22 protein-coding genes are annotated in these 24,012 nt (G+C 60.0%); 21 read left to right on the top strand and 1 reads right to left on the bottom strand.

The features are described 5' to 3' along the window. Positions 1-72 precede the first annotated feature (72 nt). The 6 genes from GXP70_RS01010 (at position 73) to GXP70_RS01035 (ending at position 6,811) form a co-directional block, all read left to right on the top strand. On the top strand, positions 73-1,116 hold the full coding sequence (locus GXP70_RS01010; protein ID WP_162354767.1) for a lactonase family protein: 1,044 nt from the start codon (positions 73-75) through the stop codon (positions 1,114-1,116). 308 nt (positions 1,117-1,424) lie between these two features. Next, complete coding sequence (spoVT, locus tag GXP70_RS01015; protein WP_162354768.1) at positions 1,425-1,967, top strand: stage V sporulation protein T; 543 nt, start codon at positions 1,425-1,427, stop codon at positions 1,965-1,967. A 204-nt stretch (positions 1,968-2,171) separates the two neighbouring features. Beyond that, complete coding sequence (locus GXP70_RS01020; protein ID WP_162354769.1) at positions 2,172-4,358, top strand: polysaccharide biosynthesis protein; 2,187 nt, start codon at positions 2,172-2,174, stop codon at positions 4,356-4,358. A 245-nt stretch (positions 4,359-4,603) separates the two neighbouring features. After that, a complete protein-coding gene (locus tag GXP70_RS01025) occupies positions 4,604-6,082 on the top strand; it encodes a bifunctional methyltransferase/pyrophosphohydrolase YabN (protein ID WP_162354770.1) in 1,479 nt (492 codons plus the stop codon). Between the two features lie 177 nt (positions 6,083-6,259). After that, positions 6,260-6,532, top strand: coding sequence for an HU family DNA-binding protein (locus GXP70_RS01030; RefSeq protein WP_162354771.1), 273 nt, complete (start codon positions 6,260-6,262; stop codon positions 6,530-6,532). Next, positions 6,533-6,811 (top strand): RNA-binding S4 domain-containing protein, encoded by a 279-nt coding sequence (locus GXP70_RS01035; protein WP_162354772.1) that lies wholly within the window; start codon positions 6,533-6,535, stop codon positions 6,809-6,811. 67 nt (positions 6,812-6,878) lie between these two features. On the opposite strand, the gene GXP70_RS01040 is transcribed toward GXP70_RS01035, so the two are convergent. Continuing rightward, positions 6,879-7,421: a hypothetical protein gene (locus GXP70_RS01040; RefSeq protein WP_162354773.1), complete on the bottom strand. Its 543-nt coding sequence runs from the start codon at positions 7,419-7,421 to the stop codon at positions 6,879-6,881. 300 nt (positions 7,422-7,721) lie between these two features. On the opposite strand from GXP70_RS01040, the gene yabP reads away from it, so the two are divergent. From yabP to GXP70_RS01115, 15 genes are all read left to right on the top strand, one after another. Further along, positions 7,722-8,006 (top strand): sporulation protein YabP, encoded by a 285-nt coding sequence (gene yabP / locus GXP70_RS01045; protein ID WP_404822345.1) that lies wholly within the window; start codon positions 7,722-7,724, stop codon positions 8,004-8,006. Then, on the top strand, positions 8,003-8,650 hold the full coding sequence (yabQ, locus tag GXP70_RS01050; protein ID WP_162354775.1) for a spore cortex biosynthesis protein YabQ: 648 nt from the start codon (positions 8,003-8,005) through the stop codon (positions 8,648-8,650). The genes yabP and yabQ overlap by 4 nt, the downstream gene beginning before the upstream one ends. Before the next feature lie 24 nt (positions 8,651-8,674). Beyond that, positions 8,675-8,992: an FtsB family cell division protein gene (locus GXP70_RS01055; RefSeq protein WP_162354776.1), complete on the top strand. Its 318-nt coding sequence runs from the start codon at positions 8,675-8,677 to the stop codon at positions 8,990-8,992. A gap of 174 nt (positions 8,993-9,166) precedes the next feature. Continuing rightward, positions 9,167-9,691 (top strand): S1 domain-containing RNA-binding protein, encoded by a 525-nt coding sequence (locus GXP70_RS01060; protein ID WP_162354777.1) that lies wholly within the window; start codon positions 9,167-9,169, stop codon positions 9,689-9,691. Between the two features lie 422 nt (positions 9,692-10,113). Continuing rightward, positions 10,114-12,612, top strand: coding sequence for a stage II sporulation protein E (spoIIE, locus tag GXP70_RS01065; protein ID WP_162354778.1), 2,499 nt, complete (start codon positions 10,114-10,116; stop codon positions 12,610-12,612). A gap of 184 nt (positions 12,613-12,796) precedes the next feature. Further along, complete coding sequence (locus GXP70_RS01070) at positions 12,797-13,162, top strand: hypothetical protein (RefSeq protein WP_225442619.1); 366 nt, start codon at positions 12,797-12,799, stop codon at positions 13,160-13,162. A gap of 219 nt (positions 13,163-13,381) precedes the next feature. Beyond that, positions 13,382-14,104, top strand: coding sequence for a vWA domain-containing protein (locus GXP70_RS01075; RefSeq protein WP_162354780.1), 723 nt, complete (start codon positions 13,382-13,384; stop codon positions 14,102-14,104). Then, complete coding sequence (locus tag GXP70_RS01080; protein ID WP_162354781.1) at positions 14,088-15,026, top strand: serine/threonine protein kinase; 939 nt, start codon at positions 14,088-14,090, stop codon at positions 15,024-15,026. Before GXP70_RS01075 ends, GXP70_RS01080 begins: the two co-directional genes overlap by 17 nt. Before the next feature lie 110 nt (positions 15,027-15,136). Continuing rightward, the gene (gene tilS, locus GXP70_RS01085) at positions 15,137-16,567 is read left to right on the top strand and encodes a tRNA lysidine(34) synthetase TilS (protein WP_404822303.1); all 1,431 of its coding nucleotides are present in this window, start codon (positions 15,137-15,139) and stop codon (positions 16,565-16,567) included. 68 nt (positions 16,568-16,635) lie between these two features. After that, entirely contained in the window at positions 16,636-17,175 is a 540-nt protein-coding gene (hpt, locus tag GXP70_RS01090) for a hypoxanthine phosphoribosyltransferase (RefSeq protein WP_162354783.1), read from the top strand. A 98-nt stretch (positions 17,176-17,273) separates the two neighbouring features. Continuing rightward, positions 17,274-19,286 carry an ATP-dependent zinc metalloprotease FtsH gene (gene ftsH / locus GXP70_RS01095; protein WP_162354784.1) on the top strand — a complete coding sequence of 671 codons (2,013 nt, stop codon included), beginning with the start codon at positions 17,274-17,276 and terminating at the stop codon, positions 19,284-19,286. A 474-nt stretch (positions 19,287-19,760) separates the two neighbouring features. Then, positions 19,761-20,699 (top strand): quinolinate synthase NadA, encoded by a 939-nt coding sequence (gene nadA, locus GXP70_RS01100; protein WP_162354785.1) that lies wholly within the window; start codon positions 19,761-19,763, stop codon positions 20,697-20,699. 40 nt (positions 20,700-20,739) lie between these two features. Further along, on the top strand, positions 20,740-22,359 hold the full coding sequence (gene nadB, locus GXP70_RS01105) for an L-aspartate oxidase (protein WP_162354786.1): 1,620 nt from the start codon (positions 20,740-20,742) through the stop codon (positions 22,357-22,359). Then, positions 22,352-23,248: a carboxylating nicotinate-nucleotide diphosphorylase gene (gene nadC, locus GXP70_RS01110; RefSeq protein ID WP_162354787.1), complete on the top strand. Its 897-nt coding sequence runs from the start codon at positions 22,352-22,354 to the stop codon at positions 23,246-23,248. The genes nadB and nadC overlap by 8 nt, the downstream gene beginning before the upstream one ends. Continuing rightward, complete coding sequence (locus GXP70_RS01115; protein ID WP_162354788.1) at positions 23,245-24,012, top strand: type III pantothenate kinase; 768 nt, start codon at positions 23,245-23,247, stop codon at positions 24,010-24,012. Before nadC ends, GXP70_RS01115 begins: the two co-directional genes overlap by 4 nt.

The raw sequence follows: 24,012 nt of genomic DNA on the forward strand, positions 1-24,012 counted from the left end.
TGGTTGTCGGACAAGCCCAGCCGGGAACGGTTGGGCTTGTTTTGCAATAGATGAACGCGGGGAGGAAGAAACATGGGACAATTCTATACGGGTTCTTACGCGACGAAGGAACAGGAAGGCATTAAAGCGATGCGGCTGCTGGATAACGGCGGACTGGCCGAGGGCTCGGGATTGGCGGGCATACATCACCCTTCGTTCCTCGCCGTTAACGCGGCGGGGACGCGTCTCTTCGCCGTCAGCGAGACGGGAGCGGAGCCCGGCAGCGTGTTCAGCTTCGCCATTGACGCCGGGCATGGCACGCTGTCGCCCATTAACGAGACGTCCACCTTGGGCGGGTCGCCATGCCACCTGACGCTGGATGCGAAGGAACGGCTGCTGATCGCGACGAACTATTCCGGCGGCAACGTCTGCTTGTTCGCGATCGGGGAAGACGGGGCGCTGACGCTTGCCGACCAAGCCGTCCATGAGGGACGCGGGCCGAGGAATGACAGGCAGGAAGCGCCGCATCCGCATTCGTCGATTATCGATGCGGGCAATCGCTTCGCGCTCGTGGCCGACCTGGGGACCGACGAAATCGTGCATTACCGGATCGACCATGAAGCGCGGAAGCTGGTCCGTCATCATGCGACCAAGACGGCCGCCGGAGCGGGGCCCCGCCATATGGCATTCCATCCGGCGGGCGACCGGCTGTATGTCGTCCATGAGCTGGACTGCACGGTGGCCGTATACGGCTACGCGGGAGAGGCGTCCGAGCTGACCCTGCTGCAGACCGTGCCGACGCTCCCGGAGACGTTCGAGGGCGAGAGCACCTGCGCGGACATTCATGTATCGAACGACGGCCGCTTCTTGTACGCATCCAATCGGGGGCATGACAGCATCGCCGTCTACCGGATCGCGCAGGACGGGAACGGGCTGCTCGAGCTTGTCGAAATCATGTCCAGCGGAGGCAGGACGCCGCGAAACTTCGCGATTTCGCCCGATGGAGGATTCATGCTGGCAGCCAATCAAGACAGCGACTCGATCGTCTCGTTCCGGATCGATGCGGCAACCGGACGACTGCAGCCGACCGGAGACGCGTTCGCGTCGGTGAAGCCGGTGTGCATCGCTTTTCTGTAAGCAACGATCGCTTCGGCGATCGTGAATAATGCAGGATGCTTGTCCATGCGAGGACCGTCTCTCCGGATCGGGAGGGGCGGTTTTCGTCATTCTCCGGCAGCATGCCGCCGTCGGTGTTTCGGGCGGGACGTGCGGCGTTTACACAATGCATAAGAAAATGGGAGGGGATGAATACTATGGTCAGTTCGATCAACACCTCTTTTCAAGGATTCTCTCCTCTTGAATAATAAAGCTTGGCCGGCAGTGCATCAGCAGTACAATTGTCCAGTCGAATTCAAAACCTTCAAGGAAAGTGGGGCAACTAGAACATGAAAGCAACTGGAATTGTCCGTCGTATCGATGATCTCGGCAGGGTCGTCATTCCCAAGGAAATCCGCCGCACCTTGCGTATTCGCGAAGGCGATCCGCTTGAAATCTTCGTCGATCGCGACGGAGAAGTCATCCTCAAGAAGTATTCCCCGATCGGCGAGCTCGGCGATTTCGCGAAGGAGTATGCGGAGTCCTTGTCGGAGAGCACCAACCATATTACGCTCATCACGGACCGTGACAACATCATTGCCGTGGCCGGTGCGCCGAAGAAGGAATACCTGGAGAAACAGATCGGCTCGATGCTTGAAGGCTGCATGGACAACCGTAAAACGGTGGTGGAGTCCGGCGGCGGCTCGTTCGAGGTCGTGAAGGATATCGGCGAGACGTTCAGCTCTTTCGTGGCGGCGCCTATCGTGGCCGGGGGCGATCCGATCGGAACGGTCGTGCTGCTGAGCAAGGACGAAGCGGTGAAGATGTCGCAGATGGAAACGAAAATGGTGGAAACCGCCGCCGGCTTCCTGGCGAAGCAAATGGAGCAATAGCATAGCCGGCGGGCTGGAATTAGAGACCTGATAACGCAGCAGCTTCCTTTGAAGGAGATACCTTCGGGGAAGCTTTTTTGCGATTCATGGCGCTTGCCTCGCGTAATCTCGGCCGCGTCTGCCGTTTCTTGCCGCCGTCCGGACTCATCGCGTCTGCGTTTAGGGTATAATGGAGACAGGAGAAGAGACAGGCAGGTGCGGAAGTTGAAGCAAAAGCAAGCGGAGATCCGCGGAGCCGCGCCGGGGAGCGGGCGTTCGGCATTGCGCGGCGATGCGGAAGAACGGCTCGCGGCGGCGGAGAGCGGGCCCGAAGCCGGAAGAGCGGCTGCGGGCGAAGGCGCCGTGCCTGCGGGGCGGACCGGCGGCGACGGTCTGCGGGCCGAAGCCGCGGCGGGGAATGGCGGGGGCTTCGCAGCGCGGATAGAAGAGCCCTACGGCGGCCCGCTGGTCGGGGCTCGATCCGAAGACGGATCCGGACGCGCCGAGCGGAACGAGGTTAGGCGAGCCGGCGGCGACAGCCCGAACGCGCCTGGCGGTCGGAGAAGGAACGCCGGAGGCGGCGGCCCCCGGCTAATGAAGGGCGCCGCGGTGATGGGGATTGCAATGCTGGCTAGCAAGACGCTTGGCACGCTGCAGAAAATTCCGCTTCAGAACATTGCCGGCGACCGGGTATTCGGCATCTACAACGCCGTCTATCCGCTCTACCAGCTGCTGCTCGTGATGGTGACGGCGGGTTTCCCCGTCGCGGTGTCGCTGCTCGTCGCGGAGCGGGAAGCGGCCGGCGATCGGGAAGGCTCGTCGCGCGTGCTGACGGCGAGCGTCTGGCTGTTGTCCGCCGGAGGCGCGGCCGGGTTCCTGCTGCTGTGGACCGGTTCGCGGAACGTCGCCGCCTGGCTCGGCGACGACGCGGCGGCCTCCGCGGTGCGCGCTTCCGCGCTGGCGTTCTGGGTTGCCCCGGCCATGGCCGCGTTCCGCGGCTATTATCAGGGACGCGGCCAGATGCTGCCCTCGGCCGTATCGCAGCTGTCCGAGCAGACCGTGCGCGTCGCCGGCATGCTGCTGCTGCTCATGCTGGGCTGGCATCTCGGCTGGCCGGACGACCGGCTTGCGGCGGGCGCGACGGCAGGGTCGGCCATCGGCGGACTGGCCGGGCTTATCGTCATCGCGGCCTATTGGCTGCGGGAACGACGAGCGGACAAGCTGGCGGACAGAGACAGCCGGCCGGATGGGCGGGTCGGAGACAGAGCCGATCCGAATGAGACGGATGTCCAAGCGTCCGGGATGCAGGCGGAGCATAAGCATGTGGCGCTCGGACAGTTGGAACAGGAGGGGACGTCCGGGCGGCAGCAGGCGCGTCGCACGGAGATGCAGCAAGCGCGAGCGGAGCAAGACGGCTCGGGGCCCGCAGCTGCGCGCGGGCCTATGGCTGAGCGTGCAGCGAATGAACGCGGGGCAGGGCTGCTTGGCCTGATGCGGCGGCTAGCTTGGCTTGCCGTCCCCGTAACGCTTGGGGCGCTGGCGGTGCCCGTGCTGAACGTCGTGGACGCGTTCACCGTTCCGCGGCTGCTTCGCGGCACCGGTCTGGCGCAGGACGAGGCGATGGCGCTCTTCGGTCTGTACAGCCGGGGCCAGCCGCTTGTGCAGCTGGTCGTCATGGTTGCCGGCGCGATGGGCGGGGCGCTCGTTCCCGCGCTGGCGGGCGCCCGCGCGAGCGGCGACGGAGCCGCTGTCCGGCAGCAGGCGGCCCTCATCCTGCGCGCCGCGTGGGGGATCGGCGCAGCCGCGGCTTTGGGGCTCGCGCTGCTGGCCGAGCCCATCAATGTCATGCTGTACGCGGACGCTGCCGGGACGCGCACGTTCGCCCTTGTCGGGTGCACGGCGCTCGCGGGCACCGTCAGCGCGCTCGCCGCGGCCGTGCTTCAAGGGCTGGGGGCGGTTCGCACCCCCGCCCTGCTCATGCTGGCCGCCGCTGCGATGAAGGCGGCGTTCAACGCCGCCCTCGTGCCGGCGCTCGGCACCGTCGGCGCGGCCTGCGCCGGCATCGCCGCGCTCACGGCGGCCGCCCTGCTCGGCTCGGCGGCCGTCAGCCGCGCCGCCGGCGCGGCGATGCCCGCGCGGCGCGCCGCGGGCATGGGACTCGCACTCGCGTGCATGGCCGCGGTGCTGGTCCTGGCCGAGCGCGGCGGGGCTCCGCTGCTCGGCCTTGCGCTGCCGCCGCGGGCGGCAGCGGCCGCGCTCGCGCTCGGGGGCACCGCCCTCGGCGGAGCGGCCTTTGCCGCCGCCGTGCTGCGCTTCGGCGGCGTTACCGCGCGCGAGCTGCGCGCGCTGCCGGGCGGCGATGCGCTCGCCGCCCGCTTGAGCCGTTGGCGCCTGCTGCCCCGAGGCGCCTAGGCCGTCAGCGCGCCGCCATGCGCTGCGGCGCCCGTGCGCGCAGCGCACTCCGGAGGCGCCGAGCCGCGCACCCGGCGCCAAGCCGCGCACCCGGCGCCGAGCCGCGCACCCGGCGCCAAGCCGCGCACCCGGCGCCGAGCCGCGCACCCGGCGCCAAGCCGCGCACCCGGCGCCAAGCTGTGCACCCGGCGCCGCAGGCACCGAATAACCAACTCGCCCAAACCCCATAAAGGAGGAATACATACATGCAATCGACTATCACCGTCGTCGGCCTAGGCTCCGGCGACGCCGACCAGCTCACGCTGGGCGTATGGCGCAGGCTGCAGGAGACCGAGCACCGCTACGTGCGCACGGACAAGCATCCGATGATGCGGCTGTTCGCCGAGCACGGCCTGGCCTATGAATCGTTCGATGCGCTCTACGAGCAGCTGGACTCGTTTCCGGACGTCTATGAAGCGATCGCGAACGCGCTGATCGAGCAGGCCCAAGCGAAACAATCCCTCATTTACGCCGTTCCCGGCCATCCGATGGTGGCGGAGCGGGCGGTGCAGCTGCTCCGGGAGCGCTGCCCCGAGCACGGAGTCAGGCTCGACATCCTCGGCGGCGAGAGCTTCCTGGACCAGGCGTTCACGCGGCTTGGCTTTGACCCGATCGAAGGGTTCCAGCTGCTGGACGCCGCCGATCTGAAGCCGTCGCTGATCCGCACGGAGCTGCATACCGTCATCGGCCAAGTGTACGACGCCTTCACGGCGTCCGACGTGAAGCTGACGCTCATGGAGCTGCTGCCGGACGACTATCCCGTGACGATCGGACATGCGCTCGGCGTTCCGGGGGAAGAACGAATCGTAACTGTGCCGCTGTATGAGCTCGACCGGACGCCGGGCTACGGCAATCTGTCGCTCATCTGGCTGCCGCGCTCCACGGACGAGTCGCTGCGCAACCGCAGCTTCGAACGGCTGCACGAGATTGTCTCGATCCTGCGCGGACCGGAAGGTTGCCCGTGGGACATGGAGCAGACGCACCAATCCATCCGCAAGAATTTCATCGAGGAAACGTACGAAGCGATCGAAGCGATCGACAACGACGATCCCGACGGCATGCGCGAGGAGTTCGGCGACGTCATATTGCAGGTCATGCTCCATAGCCAGATGGAAGAGGAGGTCGGCACGTTCACGGTCTACGACGTCATCCAGACGCTGAACGAGAAGCTGCTGTTCCGCCATCCGCATGTGTTCGGCGACTCGGCGGCAGGCGATGCGCAGGAGGCGCTGAAGAACTGGGAGCAGATGAAGGCCGAGGAGAAGCGCCGCAAGGGCATCGATCCTGCCGCAGCCTCTCAGCTGGACGGCATTCCGCCGGATCTGCCCGCGCTCATGAAAGCGTACAAGCTGCAGAAGAAAGCGTCCAAGGTCGGCTTTGACTGGGATCAGGTCGAGCCGGTGCTGGATAAGATCGCCGAAGAGCTCGACGAGCTCCGCGAAGCGATCGAGGCCAAGGACGCCGACGAGCAGGCGAACGAGCTGGGCGATCTACTATTCGCGGTGGTGAATGCCGCGAGATTCGTTCATGCCGATCCGGAAGAAGCGCTTGCCCGCACGAATATGAAATTCAAGAAGAGATTTTCATATATTGAAGAGCAGCTTCGTATAAGCGGCCGAACCTTTGACCAAACTGATTTAACAGAGATGGATCGATTCTGGGAGGAAGCGAAGCGGCTTCCGTAGAAAATCTCGAACGATTCGGCAAAATTCGGCTTATTTCCTCATAAAAGCGCAAAAATATTTTCCAGTCAGGCAGGATTTATTTGCTACCAAGCAGAATAGTACGTTGAGGAAATCAAGCTATGCGGCGGCTTTCAAACTGCCTACAACTATATTTGGATTATTAGGAGGATTATCACGATGAACAAAACGGATCTGGTGAACAACATTTCGGCAAAAAGCGGATTGACGAAGCGCGATGTCGAAGCTGTCCTGAACAGCTTCCTTGGCGAAGTGACGGACGCTCTCGCGAGCGGCGACAAAGTGCAATTGATCGGTTTCGGCACGTTCGAGACTCGCAAGCGTTCCGGCCGCACGGGCCGCAACCCGCAAACGGGCAACCCGATCACGATCGCGGAATCGAAAGTTCCTGCATTCAAAGCCGGCAATAAACTGAAGGACGCGATCAAGTAAGTGCGTCTGGATAAATTTCTCAAAGTATCGCGTTTGATCAAGCGGCGTACCGTCGCGAAGGACGTATCCGAACAAGGACGCGTCTGGATCAACGACCGCGAAGCCAAAGCGAGCAGCACCGTCAAAGCCGGCGACGAGCTCAAGATACAATACGGCCAGAAGATCGTCACCGTCCGCGTCGAGCGAATCGTGGAGACGACCAAGAAGGACGAGGCGAGCGGAATGTATACTTTGCTGAAAGAAGAATCGCGCCAGCCTGACAAAATGGACTGGCAATAAAGACGGCAATAAAGAAGACGGCCTACCCGGCGCGATGCCGGGTAGGCCGTCTTTTCATCCTTCCATGCTACCGGTTCTTCATCCCGGCACGAACCGTCCTGCGCGCGCCGGAAGCCGACGGCTTGCCGCCTCGGCCGCTTCGGCGGCGCGGGGCGCCCTTCGCCACGGATTGAATGGCGGCCGTCGCGCCCCCGCCGAGACCGTTCAGCCATTTCACCATAGGCTGGATCTGTTTGTACATCCCGTACAGCTTCTGCGCGTTCGACATGCCGGCCATGATGCCTTCCATGCCGCCGATGCGGGTGAACCAGGTCTCGGGCTTATAGCTCGCCGCGTTCCACTGCGCCTGTTCAGCCGGTTGAACCGGACCGGCTGCCGCCTGGCTCCCATCGTCGCCCGTAACCGGAGCGGCAGCCGAATTTCCGCCCATGCCTCCGGGAAGACCGCCCTCCGCCAAGCCTGGCGCGGCGCTTGCGCCTTCGGGCCCCGTTCCCGCGCCGACCGCAGTCGGAGTTATCGCACGGACGGCAGGCGAGAAGCGCGGCGCCTGTTCTCCCGTCGATCCGCCCAAGGCGCTTGTGCCGGCAGCCGCTCGAGGAGTGCTTGCCATTGCCGCGGCCGTCCTTCCGCCAGCTGACCGCTGCTTGTGCGCATGTCCTGTTTTCCGCGACCGCGACCGCCGTACTTCCTTAAGCCTGCTTGCTTTCATCCTCGCATTCTCTCCTTATCTGCCCTTTTACTCCCTATTCTATGTCCTTCCTCGGCCGAGAGCTTGGATGAATGGGATGGAGTGGCGTTCGCCCGTGCATGCAGGGGCAGATGCTGCGGCAGGACAGGTTCTAAACTTCCTCCTTCGCCCATAGGCTAGTCTCAGTTACCAGTACGCTCTTAGGAGGGGGACGGGGCAATGATGGAGCAGGGGAGCAAGGGACAGAAGCGCCAGGAAATCAAAATGCTTAACCGCAAGATCCTTGAGATTACCGGCGTGATGAACGTGGAGAGCTTCGACGTGGAAGAGTTTCTGCTGGAAACGGAGCTGGGCTTCCTGGCGATTCGCGGACAGAATCTGCACATGAAGCATTTAAGCCTGGAGCAGGGGCTTGTCGCCATTGAGGGGCTTGTCCATTCATTGACGTATTTGGACGGCAGCACGGCCGCGAAATCCAAAGGCCTGTTCGGGAAGATCTTCAAGTGAACGTCAGTTTAAGCGTTCAATGGCTGACCATGATGACGATGCTTCTCTCTGGGATCGGGATGGGCATCGTTTTCGACGGTTACCGCGTTGTGTCGGACGAGCTGCGGATCAGCCGCATCTGGGTGCCGGTCTTCGATCTGCTCTATTGGATCGCCGCCACGATCGCCGTGTTCCAGGTGCTGTCCTCCAGCAATCACGGCGAAGTGCGGCTCTACGTGTTTCTCGGCCTTCTTCTCGGCATCGGCTGTTATTACTGGCTGTTCAGCAAGCTTACCGTGCGGCTTGTGAAGCTGCTTATCCGGACGATCCGCGCGATCGCGAAGCTTGTCGTCCAAACCGTCAATCTGCTGATCGTCAAACCGTTCATCCTGCTGTACAGGCTGGCGAAGCTCCTTCTGGCCTTTTTCAGGGTGTTTACTATTTTCCTCTTCAGAATTGTGGTACAATTGGTTCGTCCTTTCTGGCTATTGCTGGCCTGGATGACGAAGCCGCTGTGGAGACCGGTATTCCGCTGGTGGGACGACCGGATGAATCCGATGATTGCCAAGTGGCGGATCCCAGACAGGTTCAAGGCCGGCGTCGGCGCCGTTCGCGGATTCTGGCAGCGCCGGAAGAGCCGCAAGGACGAGAAGAAGGAAGACTAACACCACCGTCAGGAGGTCCATGAGATGGCAACGGCAAACGCGAACGCATCGTCCGCACGCACGGGCACGAAGCGTAGATTGAAAATATGGCTGATGTTCGTCTTGCTTTTCATGGGCTGGGCGCTCTATACATTCATCACGCAGTTGGAACATCAAGGAAAAGCGGAGCAGAAGCTGGCGGCTGCCCAGTCGAAACTTAATGAGGCTGCCCAGAAAACCGAGGATTTGAAGCTTGAAGTGAAACGGTTGAACGATCCGGAATACATTAGCCTGAAGGCGACGCAGGAGCTCGGCATGGTCAAGAAGGGCGAACGGCCGATCGAGGTGCTTCAGCAGCCATAGATAGGCGCAGAAACGGGTATCCGTCTGTTGCCTTGCTTCTATTGTTCGGGTATAATCACCTTAAGTAACCGCATTTTTCGGCTTACCATCATTCTGTTTGCCGGCAGCCCGCAAGGACGTCGGATCACGAAGCAAGCAGCTTCGCATAACGGTTAGGGAGGAACATTTTTACCTATGGCAATTGAAGTGGGCGCCAAGTTAGAAGGCAAGGTGACAGGCATTACGCATTTCGGAGCATTCGTCGATTTGTCGGGAGGTGTCACAGGGCTAGTTCACATCTCAGAGATTGCCGATAACTACGTCAAGGACGTTAAGGATCACCTGAAGCTGGACGATATCGTGACAGTCAAGGTCATTAACGTAGACAAGGACGGAAAGATCGGGCTTTCCATTAAACAAGCAATCGACCGGCCAGAAGGTTCTGTACCTCCTCAACGCGAGCGTTCCGGAGATCGTCCAGGCGGCTTCAATCGTCCGGGCGGCGGCGATCGCGGACCAGGCGGCGGCTTCAATCGTCCAGGCGGTGGCGGCGGCGGCGGTCGTCCATTCAACAAAGCCGGCGGCGGCAAGCCAGCATACGGCAAGCCATCGTTCGAGGATAAAGTGTCTCGCTTCCTGAAAGACAGCGAAGAGCGGATGTCCTCTTTGAAGAAGAACACCGAATCCAAACGCGGCGGACGCGGAGCGAAGCGCGTTTAATAGCATAGCATGAAGTCGGACAGTGCCCTCGGGCACTGTCTTTTTTGATTTTCCGGCCTGCTTCCCCTCCCTGATTCCCCATTGCAAGCCTTTAATATGCGGCAGATCGAATAAATATACCCGCCCACGCCAAAAAGTTTTCCCTTGTTCTCACGCAATCCCGACAGGTTCGGACGGCGATTTGTCAGGAATCCGATATGGACGCGCCCCATAATTTGTTGAAAACGAAGGCGACGGGACGACGCAGCCCATCGGAAACCCCGCGGGATTCAAGGGATGGCGCCGCGGCGACACGGCGCCGCCCGCCGCGGCGAAATTGTCGGAAAAAACTTTGTTCGTGACAACGCTTTCTGACAAACTTTCCTGCTCGGACGATTCTATAATGGCGATACATTATTTCGAAAAGGGTGGTGCTACTCGCCATGGCAGTCAAACCGAAAGTCGTGATGTTCCCCGGCGTGCGCAAGACAAGCTTCGTTCAGTCGGCGCTTCATAAAGGGTTGGAGCGCACCGGCGCTTTTCAATTGGCGGGTTTGATCGCCTCGCGCAAGTGGACGTTCATTCTGATGGCCGTCGGCTTCCTGCTCGGACGAGCCGTTATTCTGGAATCGCTGACCCCGTTCGCGGTCGCTTACTTCACCGTTATTTATTTCCTCAGGCGGGACTTGTTCTTGCCGGTCGCCGCTTCGATCATCGCCGGGAGCTGGTTCGCGTTAGCGCCGGATCCGATATGGATCGCCATGGAGCTCGCTGTTGTCTATCTGCTCATGAAGGGGCTGGAAGCCTACGAGCGGGCCGAGCTCTCCTACGCGCCGCTGCTCGTGTTCATCGCCACCTTGCTCGTTCGGCTCTTCGGCGTCGTCATTCAGAGCACGCTCGGCTGGTACGAGCTGATGATGGTCGGCGTGGAGGCTTCCCTCGGCTTCGTGCTGACGCTCGTATTCGTACAGGCCATCCCGGTGCTGACGTTTACGAAGAAGACGTCGGCGCTGAAGAATGAAGAAATCATCTGTCTGATGATCATGCTCGCTTCCATCATGACGGGGGCGGTCGGCTGGGTCGTGCAAGGGCTGTCGGTGGAGCATATTCTGTCGCGCTACATGCTGCTGCTGTTCGCCCTGGTCGGCGGCGCGCCGCTTGGCGCTTCGGTCGGGGTGGTGGCCGGCCTGATTCTAAGCCTGGCCGATACCAACGCGATCGTGCAGATGAGCCTGCTCGCCTTCGCCGGGCTGCTCGCCGGGCTGCTGCGCGAAGGCGGCAAAATGGCCGTTGCCTTCGGCATGCTGCTCGGCGCATCCATTCTCTCGATCTACATCGGCAATCAGGCCGATGTCATGAACTCCACCTGGGAGTCCGTCGTTGCGGCAGCGATGCTGCTGGCAACGCCTAAATCGATTATTCGCATCATTTCCAAATACGTGCCAGGCACGCAGGAACATGTCAAATCCCAGCATGAGTACGCCAAGCGCGTACGGGATGTGACGGCGCAGCGGGTTGCGCAATTCTCGGAAGTGTTCCGCCAGCTGTCCCGAAGCTTCGGGCAATTCGGCGGCGACCGGGAAGCGAAGGACAGCAAGGAAGAAACCGTCGGCCACTTCATGAATGCAGCCGCAGAGCGGACATGCAGCACGTGCCATCGGAAAGACTTATGTTGGGAGGGGAAATTTTATGAAACGTACCGCATGATGACGAGCATGATGAGCACGGTGGAGGAGGGAAGGCGTGTCGGGCCGAAGGAGGTGCCGAAGGAGTGGAGCACGCACTGCGTCAAATCGCATCAGGTGCTCACGGTTATGCAGCAGCAGTATGAATTGTATCAGCACGATATGCAATGGCGGAAACAGCTGAACGATTCGCGTCAGCTCGTAGCGGAGCAGTTGTCCGGCGTCTCGCAGGTCATGGAAGACTTGGCGAGGGAGATTCAGCGGGAAGGGCAGCAGCTTCATTTGCAGGAAGAACAGATCCGAGAGGCGCTGGAGGGGCTCGGTTTATCGATACAGGGCATTGAAGTCATTAATCTGGAGGAGGGAAATGTCGAGATCGAGGTGTACCACACCTTCGGACAAGGCTATGACGAGTGCCGCAAAATTATCGCGCCGCTGCTCTCCGACATTCTGGGCGAACCGATCGCCGTTATGTCGGAACGGCTTCCGGAGAGGGACGGCGCGGCCGCGCTGGTTATCTTCGGGACGGCCAAGGCGTTCGAGGTGGAAACCGGCGTAGCCGGACTCGCCAAAGGCGGCGACCTGCTGTCGGGAGACAGCTTCAGCACCGTCGAGCTCGGCAACGGCAAATTTGCCGTAGCCATCAGCGACGGCATGGGCAACGGCGAGCGGGCGAAGCAGGAAAGCAGCACGGCGCTCACGATTTTGCAGCAGCTGCTGCAGTCCGGCATGGACGAGAAGCTGGCCATCAAGTCAGTCAATTCCGTATTGCTGCTCCGTTCCTCGGACGAAGTGTTCGCGACGGTCGATGTCGCTCTCATCGACATGTATTCGGCGAAGACCACCTTCATGAAAATCGGATCAACGCCCAGCTTTATCAAGCGCGGGAACGAAGTGATTCCGATCTCGGCCAACAATTTGCCGGTAGGGATTTTGCAGGACATTGACATAGATCTGGTACGCGTTCAATTACAGCCCGGAGACACGCTCATCATGATGACCGACGGTGTCTACGATGCGCCGGGATATGCCGTGAACAAGGAAATGTGGATGAAGCGCATCATTCACGATATCAAGACGGATCACCCGCAGGAAATCGCCGATACGCTGCTGGATACGGTCGTACGGCACCACAAAGGCGACATTGTGGACGATATGACGGTTGTCGTCGCGAGAGTGGACAAGCATCAGCCCGAGTGGGCTACATTCCGCTGGCCTGGTAGAACCACGGTCGAGCGTCCAAGGACGGTGAGCTGAAATGATCAATTTTAAATTCATGCGAAACGCATTTTTTAATAGAAGCAAAAAGCCAGCTATGGAGCCCGACATCAGCGGAACGGCAGCGGACGGAGGAACCGAAGCGGCGGTGCAGAGGGCCCAGGTCATTCCATTGGAACGAAGGAATGCCCGCCAGCGCCGCGCTCGCGATAAGGAGCAGCGCATGCCGGATGAACGGGCGCGCGAGACGGTTCCGATCCACGTATGGACGCACGAGCAGCCGCCCGTCACATATAAGAACAAGCCGCGCGCGCCGGAGGCGCGCATGCTCGATCCGATCGCGGAGATCCGGAAGCAGATGAAGGGCGCGGCCCTGGAGAAACCGCTGTTCGGCACGATTAAGCAGCAGCCGCAGCCGCAGCCGCTCTTCGGCGGGGATCAGCTGGAGCCGCCAGCCGGCCAGCTTCATCTGAAGGCTGTATCCAGCCAGCCGAAGCCGAAGCCGGTATCCGACGAGAGGCAGCGGAAACGAACGACCGTCATACCGTTCAAGCCGGGACGTGAACCGGCAATCCTGTGGGATCAATGATAGCAGGGCCGCTGCGGCGGCCTGCGCAGCGGAAGCCCGCCTCATTCGGCGGGCTTTTTGCATGCGCGCCGCAGACGACCGGAGAGCTGCCCGCCGGCCGCCGCCTATCGTGTCTTTCGATCCGAAATAGGGTTATCCCCTCTCGAATCTGGCAATGCTGATAGAACGAGTGCTAGCCTTCGCCAGCGTTTGAATCTCATGCAAGTGGGGGAATGAACAATGAAGCAGATTCTATTAGTGACCGACGGATGTTCCAATGTAGGCGTAAGCCCCGTCATCGCCGCAGCCGAAGCTCATGCCGCCGGCATTACGGTCAATGTCGTCGGCATCGTCGATGGCGATCTTGCCGAATTCGGCACGACGGAAATCGAGGAAATCGCCAAAGCCGGCGGCGGTTTGAGCCGGCTGTCCCATACGCGTCAATTGTCGCAGACGGTGCAGATGCTGACGCGCAAGACCGTCGTTCAGACGATTCAGCATGCGGTGCACCGCGAGCTGAAGCAAGTGCTCGGCACCTCTTCGATCGAGGAGCTCCCGCCGGAGAAGCGCGGCGAGGTGGTCCGCGTCATCGACGAGCTGAGCGAGACGAGCAAGCTGCGCGTGGCGTTGCTGATCGACGCCAGCGCCAGCATGAAGCCGAAGCTGCATGCCGTCGAAGAGGCGATCCGGGACTTGGCCATCAGCTTGAAATCGCGGCAGGGCGGAAGCGAGCTGTCCGTGTTTCATTTTCCGGGCTCCTCCTACGGCGAGGACTGCAGAATGGATCTGGACTGGACGACGGACATCGGCGGCGTGCACGCGATTTTCCCGCGCCTGCAGATGCGCGGCACGACGCCGACGGGGCCGGCGATTTTGCATGTCATTGATTTTTATCAGAAAGCCGATTATGGTAGTAGGAAGAATGATGAAACGGACGGGATGATGAGTGACTACGTCGTTTGATTGGAGCCTCCCTCGCGGCACGCTCGTCCGGGGCAAGTGGAAGCAGGGCGCTTACCGGGTCGAGAGGCCGCTCGGGGAGGGCGCCAACGGCAAAGTGTTTCTGGTAGAGCGGCAGCGATACTTATATGCGCTGAAGATCGGCGCCGACGCCGTGGACCTGCAGTCCGAAGTCAACGTGCTCCAATCGATCGCGAAGCAGAAGCAAAAGCAGGGCAAGTCCGGCGCGTTCCTTGTCGACGTGGACGATTACCAGGCCTCGGACGGGAAGGACTATCCGTTCTACGTCATGCGGTATATCAAAGGCATGACGCTGGGCGATTACTTGCAGCGCCAGGGCAAGGAATGGTTTCCCGTCGTCGGCTATCATCTGCTGGGCAAGCTGGCGGAGCTGCACGAGGCGGGCTGGGCCTTCGGGGATTTGAAGGTCGAGAACGTCATCGTCGCCGATTACGGGCGGCCCGAGCTGGTCGATTACGGCGGCGCCACCGCCTTCGGCAAAGGGGTGCGGCAGTTTACAGAAATCTACGACCGGGGCTACTGGAATGCGGGCTCGCGTACGGCGAACGCGGACTACGATCTGTTCTCGTTCGCCGTTCTTTGCGTGCAGCTGCATGAAGGCCGCAGGCTGGCGCAGCTGACGGCGGGACTGATTCCGCAGATGCGGACGCACGAAGAGCTTGCGAAGCTCGCGGCGACGAGCCCGCAGCTGAGGCCGTTCAGCGGCTGGCTGCGCAAGGCGCTGTACGGCGAGTTCGGCAGCGCCCGCGAAGCCGCCGCGTCCTGGCATCAGCTGATGCGCCGGCCGGGCCGCCAGCGTTCCGATGCGGCCGCTCCCGCCCCGGGCTGGATGAAGGGGCTATTCGCTTTATCGGCGGTTGTCCTGGCTATGACGGTCTATTGGCTGCTGCGCTCCGGGCTGTAGGCGGGAGCGTATCGGCCGAATGCTTGCTCCATTCCTCGCATTATCACGCATCATGTTCATCGGATCGACGCTGTGACTGGCAACAAGACGAGAAGGAAGGGATGAACGCAGTGGACGAATGGTTGAGCGATCTTATCGAACTTGCCAGGGAAGAACGATTGTGGGAGCGGGGCGACGCGGTCGTCGTGGCCGTCTCCGGCGGACCGGATTCCATGGCGCTGCTTCATCTGCTGCATCGCCTGTCCGGTCCGGAAGGCCTGAGCCTCGTTGCCGCCCATGTCGATCACGGCTTTCGCGGGGAGGAGTCCGCGAACGAAGCCGAAGCGGTCCGGCGCTACGCCGCCGAGCTCGGCGTTCCTTGCGAATCTACTTATATCAATATGCCTGCTTATATAGAAGAATCTCGCATGAACGGCCAAGCGGCATCACGCGAGAAACGCTACGAATACCTTCATCGCGTCGCCCATACATACGGCGCGTCGCGCATCGCGCTCGCCCATCATGCCGACGACCAGGCGGAGACGGTGCTCATGCGCGTCGTGCGGGGAACCGGCATCGGCGGCCTGGCCGGGATTCCCATTTCAAGATACGAAAAAAACGTGGAACTTATTCGGCCGCTTTTGCGTAGATACAAGGCAGACATCCTGCGCTACTGCGAAATGTGGGCCATCCCGTACAGCCATGACAGCAGCAACGGCAAGCGGCATTACTTCCGCAACCTTGTCCGCCTGGATATGCTGCCGTACTTGTCGGGCTTCAACCCGCAGCTCCCGCAGTCGCTCGTGCGATTGGCGGAGCTGGCGACGGCCGAAGACGACTGGCTGGCGCAAGAAACGAAGGCGGTTTACGAAAGCCATGTCCTGCCGCACCGCGAGGGATGCCAATTAAATCGCAAAGCGCTGCTCGGTCTGCACGTCGCTTTACAAAGGAGATTGATTAAACTAATATTGAACTATATGGGCTTGGAAGCGGAATCCACTTCGTTCGACATCGTCGAAACGGTGCGGCATGCAGCTTCGGAGAGCCGAGCCGCGACGTGGAGCTTCGATGCCGGCGGCGGAATCCGTTTCGTGCGCGAGTACGATCATTTGCTCTTTGTCCGTCCGGATCGAGGGGAGAAGCGCTCCCCGGGCGGATACGCATATGCGGTGGCAAGAGGCGACGCTGCCTTGGAGCTGCCCGAGGCGGAAGGGATATTGACGTTCGAAGAAACTTCGGCGGCATCCGCGCGAAGACCGGGAACCCGGCTCGAGGCGCTGTTCGATGCCGACGCCCTTCATTACCCGCTCACGATACGAAACCGGCGGCCCGGGGACCGTATGGCGGTGCTTGGTTTAAACGGCACCAAAAAAGTACAAGATATGTTCGTTGACGATCGTGTTGCTCCCTCGCGCCGCGAGACGGTGCCGATCGTTGCCGACGCCAATGGAACTGTGCTATGGATTCCGGGCATCCGCAGGTCGAGCCTGGCGCCGGTTACCGATTCGACACAACGCGTCATTCGCATGAAAGCGCGGTTTGCGTCGAATTTTACCGGATGACCAATTGTCCGAATAAGGTGCGCGGAACCATTCATAAGTATAGGCAAGAAACATTAGGAGGGCCCGTATTGCTGAACGACATTCAAGAGGTGCTTTACGACGCAGACCAGATTCAGCAGAAGGTACAAGAGCTTGGCGCAACCATCAGCCAAGAGTTTGAAGGACGCAATCCGCTTGTCATCTGCGTGCTTAAAGGCGCATTTATTTTTATGGCAGATCTGGTAAAGACAATCACGATTCCGCTCGAGATCGATTTCATGGCCGTGTCCAGTTACGGACAATCGACCAAGACCAGCGGCGTCGTCAAGATCATCAAGGACCTTGACGCATCGGTGCAGGGACGAGACGTGCTTATTGTCGAAGACATTATCGACAGCGGGCTTACGCTCAGCTACCTCATTGACGTGCTTGAGCGCCGCAACGCCAAATCCATCACGCTCGTCACGCTGTTCGATAAACCGGCGGGGCGCAAGGTGGAGCTGGAAGCGGACTATAAAGGTTTTGTGCTCCCTGACGCGTTCGTCGTCGGGTATGGGCTCGATTATGCGGAACAATACCGCAATTTGCCGATCATCGGCATTTTGAAGCCCGAGGTTTACGAGAAATAAAGCAAGCGAAGATGCAATTCGCCTTGCGGGGCGGCTCCCGACACGGGGGCTCCTCTCCAGGGTCCACTTATTTTTTGCGTCTTGAGAGGAGGTAGGGGATGAATCGGATCATCCGCAATACTGGCTTTTATTTGATTATTTTTTTGGTGACCGTCGGGATCTTCCAGTTTATCAGCAGCCAAAATGATTCCAGCAGCGAGCTCAGCTACGACCAATTCAGGACGGAGCTGCAGAACAATAATATCGCGGAGCTGAAGTATCAGTTCGACGGCTATTCGTACTTGATTACGGGTGAGTACAAGAAGAAGCCGGAGAACGTAGACTCCAACCAATTCTACACCCACTCCAACGTCGAAGAGTTCGTCGTCAAGGAAGTTTACGACGCGCAGGCCAAGAACGGATTCCAGATCAACACCAAGCCGATGCAAGGACAGAGCATCTGGCTCACATTCCTGACGTCGATCATTCCGTTCGTCATAATCTTCATCCTGTTCTTCTTCCTCATTAATCAAGCCCAAGGCGGCGGCGGCAAGGTGATGAACTTTGGCAAGAGCCGGGCCCGTCTATATAACGAAGAGAAGAAACGCGTCACGTTCGAGGACGTGGCTGGTGCCGACGAAGAGAAGCAAGAGCTTGTCGAAGTGGTCGAGTTCCTGAAGGATCCGCGCAAGTTCGCGGCCGTCGGCGCACGCATCCCGAAAGGGGTGCTCCTCGTCGGACCTCCGGGTACCGGTAAAACGCTCCTTGCGCGCGCGGTTGCGGGCGAAGCGGGCGTGCCGTTCTTCAGCATCTCCGGTTCCGATTTCGTGGAAATGTTCGTCGGCGTCGGCGCATCCCGCGTACGCGACCTGTTCGAGAACGCGAAGAAGAACGCGCCTTGTATCATCTTCATTGACGAGATTGACGCCGTCGGCCGTCAGCGCGGCGCCGGACTCGGCGGGGGACATGACGAGCGGGAACAAACGCTCAACCAGCTCCTCGTTGAAATGGACGGCTTCGGCGCGAACGAAGGCATCATCATCGTAGCGGCGACGAACCGTCCGGACATTCTTGACCCGGCACTTCTCCGCCCAGGCCGTTTCGACCGTCAAATTACGGTTGACCGTCCGGACGTGAAAGGCCGCGAAGCGGTACTGAAAGTGCATGCGCGCAATAAGCCGCTCACTCGCGACGTGAAGCTCGATGTGATCGCGAAGCGCACGACCGGCTTCACCGGCGCGGATCTGGAGAATTTGCTGAACGAGGCGGCTCTTCTTGCGGCCCGCCGCAACAAGAAAGACATCGGCATGCTGGAAGTGGACGATGCCATCGATCGCGTCATTGTCGGCACGGAGAAGCGCAGCCGCGTCATCAGCGACCGCGAGAAGAAGATCGTCGCTTACCACGAAGCGGGCCATACGATCGTCGGCTACTTCCTGGAGCATGCCGATCAGGTTCATAAAGTAACCATTATCCCGCGCGGACGCGCAGGCGGCTATGTCATCATGCTTCCGAAGGAAGACCGCATGCTGGCGACCAAGCAGGAACTGCTCGATAAGATCACGGGCTTGCTCGGCGGCCGCGTAGCCGAAGAAATCTTCATCGGCGAGATCGGCACAGGCGCCTACAGCGACTTCAAGCAGGCGACAAGCATCGTGCGCAGCATGATCATGGAATACGGCATGAGCGACAAGCTCGGCCCGATGCAGTTCGGCAGCTCGCAAGGGCAAGTGTTCCTGGGCAGAGACATCGGACATGAGCAGAACTACTCCGATGCCATTGCTTACGAAATCGATCAAGAGATGCAGTCGATCATTCAGGGCTGCTACGATAAAGCGAAGCGGCTGCTCACCGAGAAGAGCAAGGAAGTGCATCTGATCGCGCAAACCTTGCTCAGCGAAGAGACGCTGGACATCGATCAGATCAAGCGTTTGATCGAGAGCGGCTCGATCGCCGGCGATGCAGACGACTCTACGGGCGGACCGGTAACGGCGACCGAGGAGCCGAAGGGCGAACCGATCGTCGACACGATCGGCGGCGTGAAAGTGCGCATCCAGACGAAGGAAGCCGGCGATATCGGCCCTCCGATCGATCCGGACAGCGGCAACGACGACGGCTCGAAGCAGTCATAATGCACAAGCGTAAGAACGAGAAGGCTGTCCATCGCGGATCGATCCGCGAAGGGCAGCCTTTGTTGTCGTTAGTGGCGATCCGCGTTCTTCAGCCAGGCGCTGCGGGAAGGAAACGAGCTGCCGCTTATCCGCGATGCGCAATCGGCGATGAAGCGGCCGGAAACCAAGAAGAAACAAGCGTAGGGGATGCGTGCGATCGAAATCCGCGTAAACCTGCCAATACCGGCCAAAACGGCCGCTTTTGTATGTTGACAGCATACCGCGCCTTGTGTAAATTAAATGTTAATCACTTGTAACACCGACTGTGAATCAAGGGTTTGGCGAAGAGGGCATGCTAATGGCAGCTCTTCTGCGCGCGACTCGCAATTCTCGATTATATAGCTGCACAAACAGACATCAGGGCGAATCGCCCGTTTTATTATGGCAGAGTTTGTGCATCTGTTCACAAAGTTAGTGAAAAGAGGAGAAGAAGCCATGGAAGCATTAGCTCTCGAGCGGAAAGCGGAACAAAACCGCGAACTGCGGGAACGTTTGATGCAGCTGAAGAAAGAACGCAATGCCATTATTCTCGCCCATTATTATCAGCGTGACGAAATTCAGGAAGTCGCCGATTTCCGGGGAGACTCGTTCCTGCTTGCCCAGAAGGCGGCCGAAACCGACGCCGATGTCATCGTGTTCTGCGGTGTTCACTTCATGGGCGAAAGCGCCAAAATCCTTGCGCCGAACAAGACGGTCATCATCCCCGACGAACGCGCGGGCTGCCCGATGGCCGACATGGTGAACGTCGACGGCTTGCGTAAGCTCAAAGCCCAGCATCCGAACGCGAAAGTGGTTACGTACATCAACTCTTCCGCCGAGATCAAAGCCGAAACCGATATTTGCTGCACGTCGGCCAATGCGGTGCGTGTCGTGAATTCGGTCGATGCCGAAGAAATCATCTGGGTGCCGGATAAGAACCTGGGCCACTACGTCCAGCAGAAGACCGACAAGAAGATGATCATCTGGGAAGGCTATTGCAACACCCACGATATGCTGACGGTGAAAGACGTCGAGGAGATGAAGGCGAAGCATCCGAACGCGCAGTTCGTCGTGCATCCGGAATGCCGGCCGGAAGTCGTGGCGCTTGGCGATTTTGTCGGCAGCACGACCGCGATCATTAAGTACTGCAAGGAATCCGACTGTCAGGAGTTCATCGTCGGCACCGAGGACGGAACCGGTTACCAGCTGCGCCTTGACAGCCCGAACAAGACATTCCACTTCGCAACGAAGTATTTGGTCTGTCCGAACATGAAGGTCAACAACTTGAAGAAGCTTGTCAAATGCCTGGAGACGATGCAGCCTCAGATTTACGTACCGGAAGATGTCGCCAGCAAAGCTCGTCTATCCCTGGAACGAATGCTGCAGGTGAAGTAAGATGCGGGGGCTACTTTCCGAAGAGAGGAAAGCATCGACTATGATTCCACGTTACCTTGTCGACGAGCGGCTCGAAGAGCTGCCGGTTGTTTACAAAGACGTTATTGTCATCGGGGCCGGCATCGCCGGTCTTTTTACCGCTATTAAAGCGAGCGATGACAATGACGTGCTGATGATTACGAAGAAATCGCTGCTCGACAGCAACACCCGTTATGCCCAAGGCGGCATCGCGGCGGTCATCTCCGAAGACGACTCGCCGGATTATCACCGCCAGGATACGCTGATCGCAGGCGCCGGACTGTGTTCGGACGAGGCGGTGGACGTGCTCGTGCATGAAGGTACGAAGGGCGTCGAGGATTTGGTGAAGATGGGCACCAAGTTCGATGTCGAGAACGGCGAATTCGCGCTTACCAAGGAAGGGGCGCACAGCCAGCGGCGTATTCTGCATGCCAACGGCGATGCCACCGGATTCGAGATCGTTCGTGCACTATCGGAGAAAGCGGTGGCCAACCCCCGCATCGAAGTGTGGGACGATCATTTTGTCATTGATTTGGTTACGGACGAAAACGTTTGCGTCGGCGCGCTCGTGCAGAAGCCGGACGGGCAGCGTCTCATCGTGCGCGGCAAAGCGACGGTGCTCTGTTCCGGAGGAACGGGCCAATTGTACCGGTATACGACCAACCCGGAGGTCGCGACGGGAGACGGCATCGCGATGGCTTACCGGGCAGGCGCCGATATCCGGGACATGGAATTCGTGCAGTTCCATCCGACGTCGCTTTGCTACCCGGGCGCGCCGCGGTTTCTGATATCGGAAGCCGTCCGCGGCGAAGGGGCCGTGCTGCGCAATATCCGCGGTGAACGGTTCATGGAGAAGTATCACGAGCAGCTCGAGCTTGCGCCGCGGGATGTCGTGGCCAGGGCGATCGTCAGCGAGATGGAAGCGACCAAATCGACGTTCGTCTTCCTGGATGTCACGCATGAATCGGCCGATATGGTACGGCACCGTTTTCCGAACATCTATGAATTCTGCCTGAATTACGGGCTCGATTTGACATCGGACTGGATTCCGGTGGCGCCGGCGGCGCATTATATGATGGGCGGCGTCAAAACCGATCTGAACGGCGAAACGAATTTGTCCCGCTTGTTTGCCTGCGGCGAATGCTCGTCGACGGGCGTGCATGGCGCGAACCGGCTGGCAAGCAATTCGCTGTCGGAGGCGATCGTCTTCGGACGCCGGATCGTCGAGCGGATTAACACGCTGGCGCCGCTTGAAGACGAGGATGTACGGCTGGGCATGAATTCGCTGGGACGGCACGAGACCCCGATTCAGCCGGCCGTCGAGAAACGGTTGAAGCTGCAGAAGATCATGGTGCGTTACGCTGGTTTGAGGCGCAATGCGCGCGGACTGCATAAGGGAGCCGAAGAACTGAACCGGCTGAGCTCGATTTTCCGGTCGGTTATCACGAAACGCGAAGAATACGAGTTTGCGAATTTGCTTACCTGCGCGATGTTGACGACGAAGGCCGCCATCACCCGCGAGGAGAGCCGGGGCGCGCATAGCCGCGAGGATTTCCCGGAACGGGACGATAAGGCTTGGCGCAAGCACGTCGTGCTCCATCGGGAGCGCGGCTTAACAGAGGAGACGATCGAACATGTTTGAACCATCGTTGGCCGCGGCCGGAGGCGTTAACGCCGATGCGGTGCGCGCGCAGATCCGGGCATGGCTTGCCGAAGATATCGGTTCCGGCGACATTACGAGCTGGGCGACCATTCCTGCGGGAAGCCAGTCGAAAGCCGTCATTCACGTGAAAGAACCCGGCATTCTGGCCGGCATTCCGATTGCGCGGCTCGTCTTTGAAGTTGTCGACGCGGCGCTTGAATTCCGTCCGCTTAGGGCAGACGGCGATGCCGTGACGAAAGGCGACGTGATCGCCGAAGTCGAAGGCAGCACGCACAGCATCCTTACGGGCGAGCGGCTTGCGCTCAACTTGATGCAGCGGCTGTCCGGCATCGCGACGAAGACCCGCGCATTCGTCGATGCGCTCGATGGCCTGCCGACGCGGCTGGTGGATACGCGCAAGACGACGCCTGGGCACCGGATGCTGGAGAAATACGCCGTTCGCGTGGGCGGCGGCTTCAACCACCGGTTCGGCCTGTATGATGCCGTCATGATCAAAGACAATCATATCAAGGGCTCCGGCGGCATTACGGGCGCGGTGCAGGCGGCGCGTCATGCCATTCCCCATACGATGAAGATCGAGGTGGAAACGGAGTCGCTGGCGCAGGTCGAAGAGGCGATCGCATGCGGCGCCGACATTATCATGCTCGACAACATGCCGCATGATCGGATGCGCGAAGCTTCCGCGATGATCAAGGCCCGCGCTCCGCATGTGATCGTGGAAGCCTCGGGCAATGTCCGGCTGGACACGGTTCGCGGGATCGCGGAATGTGGCGTGGACGTTATTTCGGTCGGCGGTTTGACGTATTCGTTCCAGTCGCTCGACATCAGCTTGGACTTGCATGGCAAAAAAGGAGGCGTCACCGCTTGATCGTAGTCGTTGACGTTGGCAACACGAATATCGTGCTTGGCATCTATCAAGGGCGCAAGCTGGTGTATCACTGGCGCCTCAGCACGAACCGCTCGGCGACCGTGGACGAATACGGCATCATGATTCACAACCTGTTTACGATCGCGGGCGTGAAGCTGGAGCAAATTCAAGGCGTCATCATCTCCTCCGTCGTGCCGCCGCTGATGCGCACGCTGGAGCAGCTATGCCTGAAATATATGCGGAAATCGCCGCTTGTCGTCGGGCCGGGCGTCAAGACGGGGCTGAACATCCGCTACGAGAATCCGCGCGAGGTAGGCGCCGACCGGATCGTTAATTCCGTGGCGGGCATCGAGAAATACGGCGCGCCGCTGATCGTCGTCGATTTCGGCACGGCGACGACGTTCGATTACATCGACGCGGACAGCAATTATTTGGGTGGGGCGATCGTGCCGGGCATCGGCATTTCGACGGAGGCGCTGTACCAGCGCGCCGCGAAGCTGCCGCGCATCGAGCTGGTCAAGCCGAAGAGCGTCATCGGCCGCAATCCCGTCACGTCCATGCAGGCCGGCATCATTTACGGCTATGCGGGTCAGGTGGACGGCATCGTGAACCGCATCCGGAAAGAATTCAATGTCAAGCCCCGGGTTATTGCAACCGGCGGCTTGGCTGATTTGATCGCTGCGGAATCGGAGACGATCGAAGAGGTCGATCCGCTGCTTACGCTGGAAGGCCTGAGAATGATTTACGAGCGCAATCAGGAATAA

The organism is Paenibacillus lycopersici, from assembly GCF_010119935.1.
Lineage (GTDB): Bacteria > Bacillota > Bacilli > Paenibacillales > Paenibacillaceae > Paenibacillus_Z > Paenibacillus_Z lycopersici.

Excerpts from the sequence above, each read along its gene's own strand:
- GXP70_RS01010 (WP_162354767.1), top strand. The coding sequence starts at position 73 with ATGGGACAATTCTATACGGGTTCTTACGCGACGAAGGAACAGGAAGGC.
- spoVT (WP_162354768.1), top strand. The coding sequence starts at position 1,425 with ATGAAAGCAACTGGAATTGTCCGTCGTATCGATGATCTCGGCAGGGTC.
- GXP70_RS01025 (WP_162354770.1), top strand. The coding sequence starts at position 4,604 with ATGCAATCGACTATCACCGTCGTCGGCCTAGGCTCCGGCGACGCCGAC.
- GXP70_RS01030 (WP_162354771.1), top strand. The coding sequence starts at position 6,260 with ATGAACAAAACGGATCTGGTGAACAACATTTCGGCAAAAAGCGGATTG.
- GXP70_RS01040 (WP_162354773.1), bottom strand. The coding sequence starts at position 7,421 with ATGGCAAGCACTCCTCGAGCGGCTGCCGGCACAAGCGCCTTGGGCGGA.
- yabP (WP_404822345.1), top strand. The coding sequence starts at position 7,722 with ATGGAGCAGGGGAGCAAGGGACAGAAGCGCCAGGAAATCAAAATGCTT.
- GXP70_RS01055 (WP_162354776.1), top strand. The coding sequence starts at position 8,675 with ATGGCAACGGCAAACGCGAACGCATCGTCCGCACGCACGGGCACGAAG.
- GXP70_RS01060 (WP_162354777.1), top strand. The coding sequence starts at position 9,167 with ATGGCAATTGAAGTGGGCGCCAAGTTAGAAGGCAAGGTGACAGGCATT.
- spoIIE (WP_162354778.1), top strand. The coding sequence starts at position 10,114 with ATGGCAGTCAAACCGAAAGTCGTGATGTTCCCCGGCGTGCGCAAGACA.
- GXP70_RS01070 (WP_225442619.1), top strand. The coding sequence starts at position 12,797 with ATGCCGGATGAACGGGCGCGCGAGACGGTTCCGATCCACGTATGGACG.
- GXP70_RS01075 (WP_162354780.1), top strand. The coding sequence starts at position 13,382 with ATGAAGCAGATTCTATTAGTGACCGACGGATGTTCCAATGTAGGCGTA.
- ftsH (WP_162354784.1), top strand. The coding sequence starts at position 17,274 with ATGAATCGGATCATCCGCAATACTGGCTTTTATTTGATTATTTTTTTG.
- nadA (WP_162354785.1), top strand. The coding sequence starts at position 19,761 with ATGGAAGCATTAGCTCTCGAGCGGAAAGCGGAACAAAACCGCGAACTG.
- nadB (WP_162354786.1), top strand. The coding sequence starts at position 20,740 with ATGATTCCACGTTACCTTGTCGACGAGCGGCTCGAAGAGCTGCCGGTT.
- nadC (WP_162354787.1), top strand. The coding sequence starts at position 22,352 with ATGTTTGAACCATCGTTGGCCGCGGCCGGAGGCGTTAACGCCGATGCG.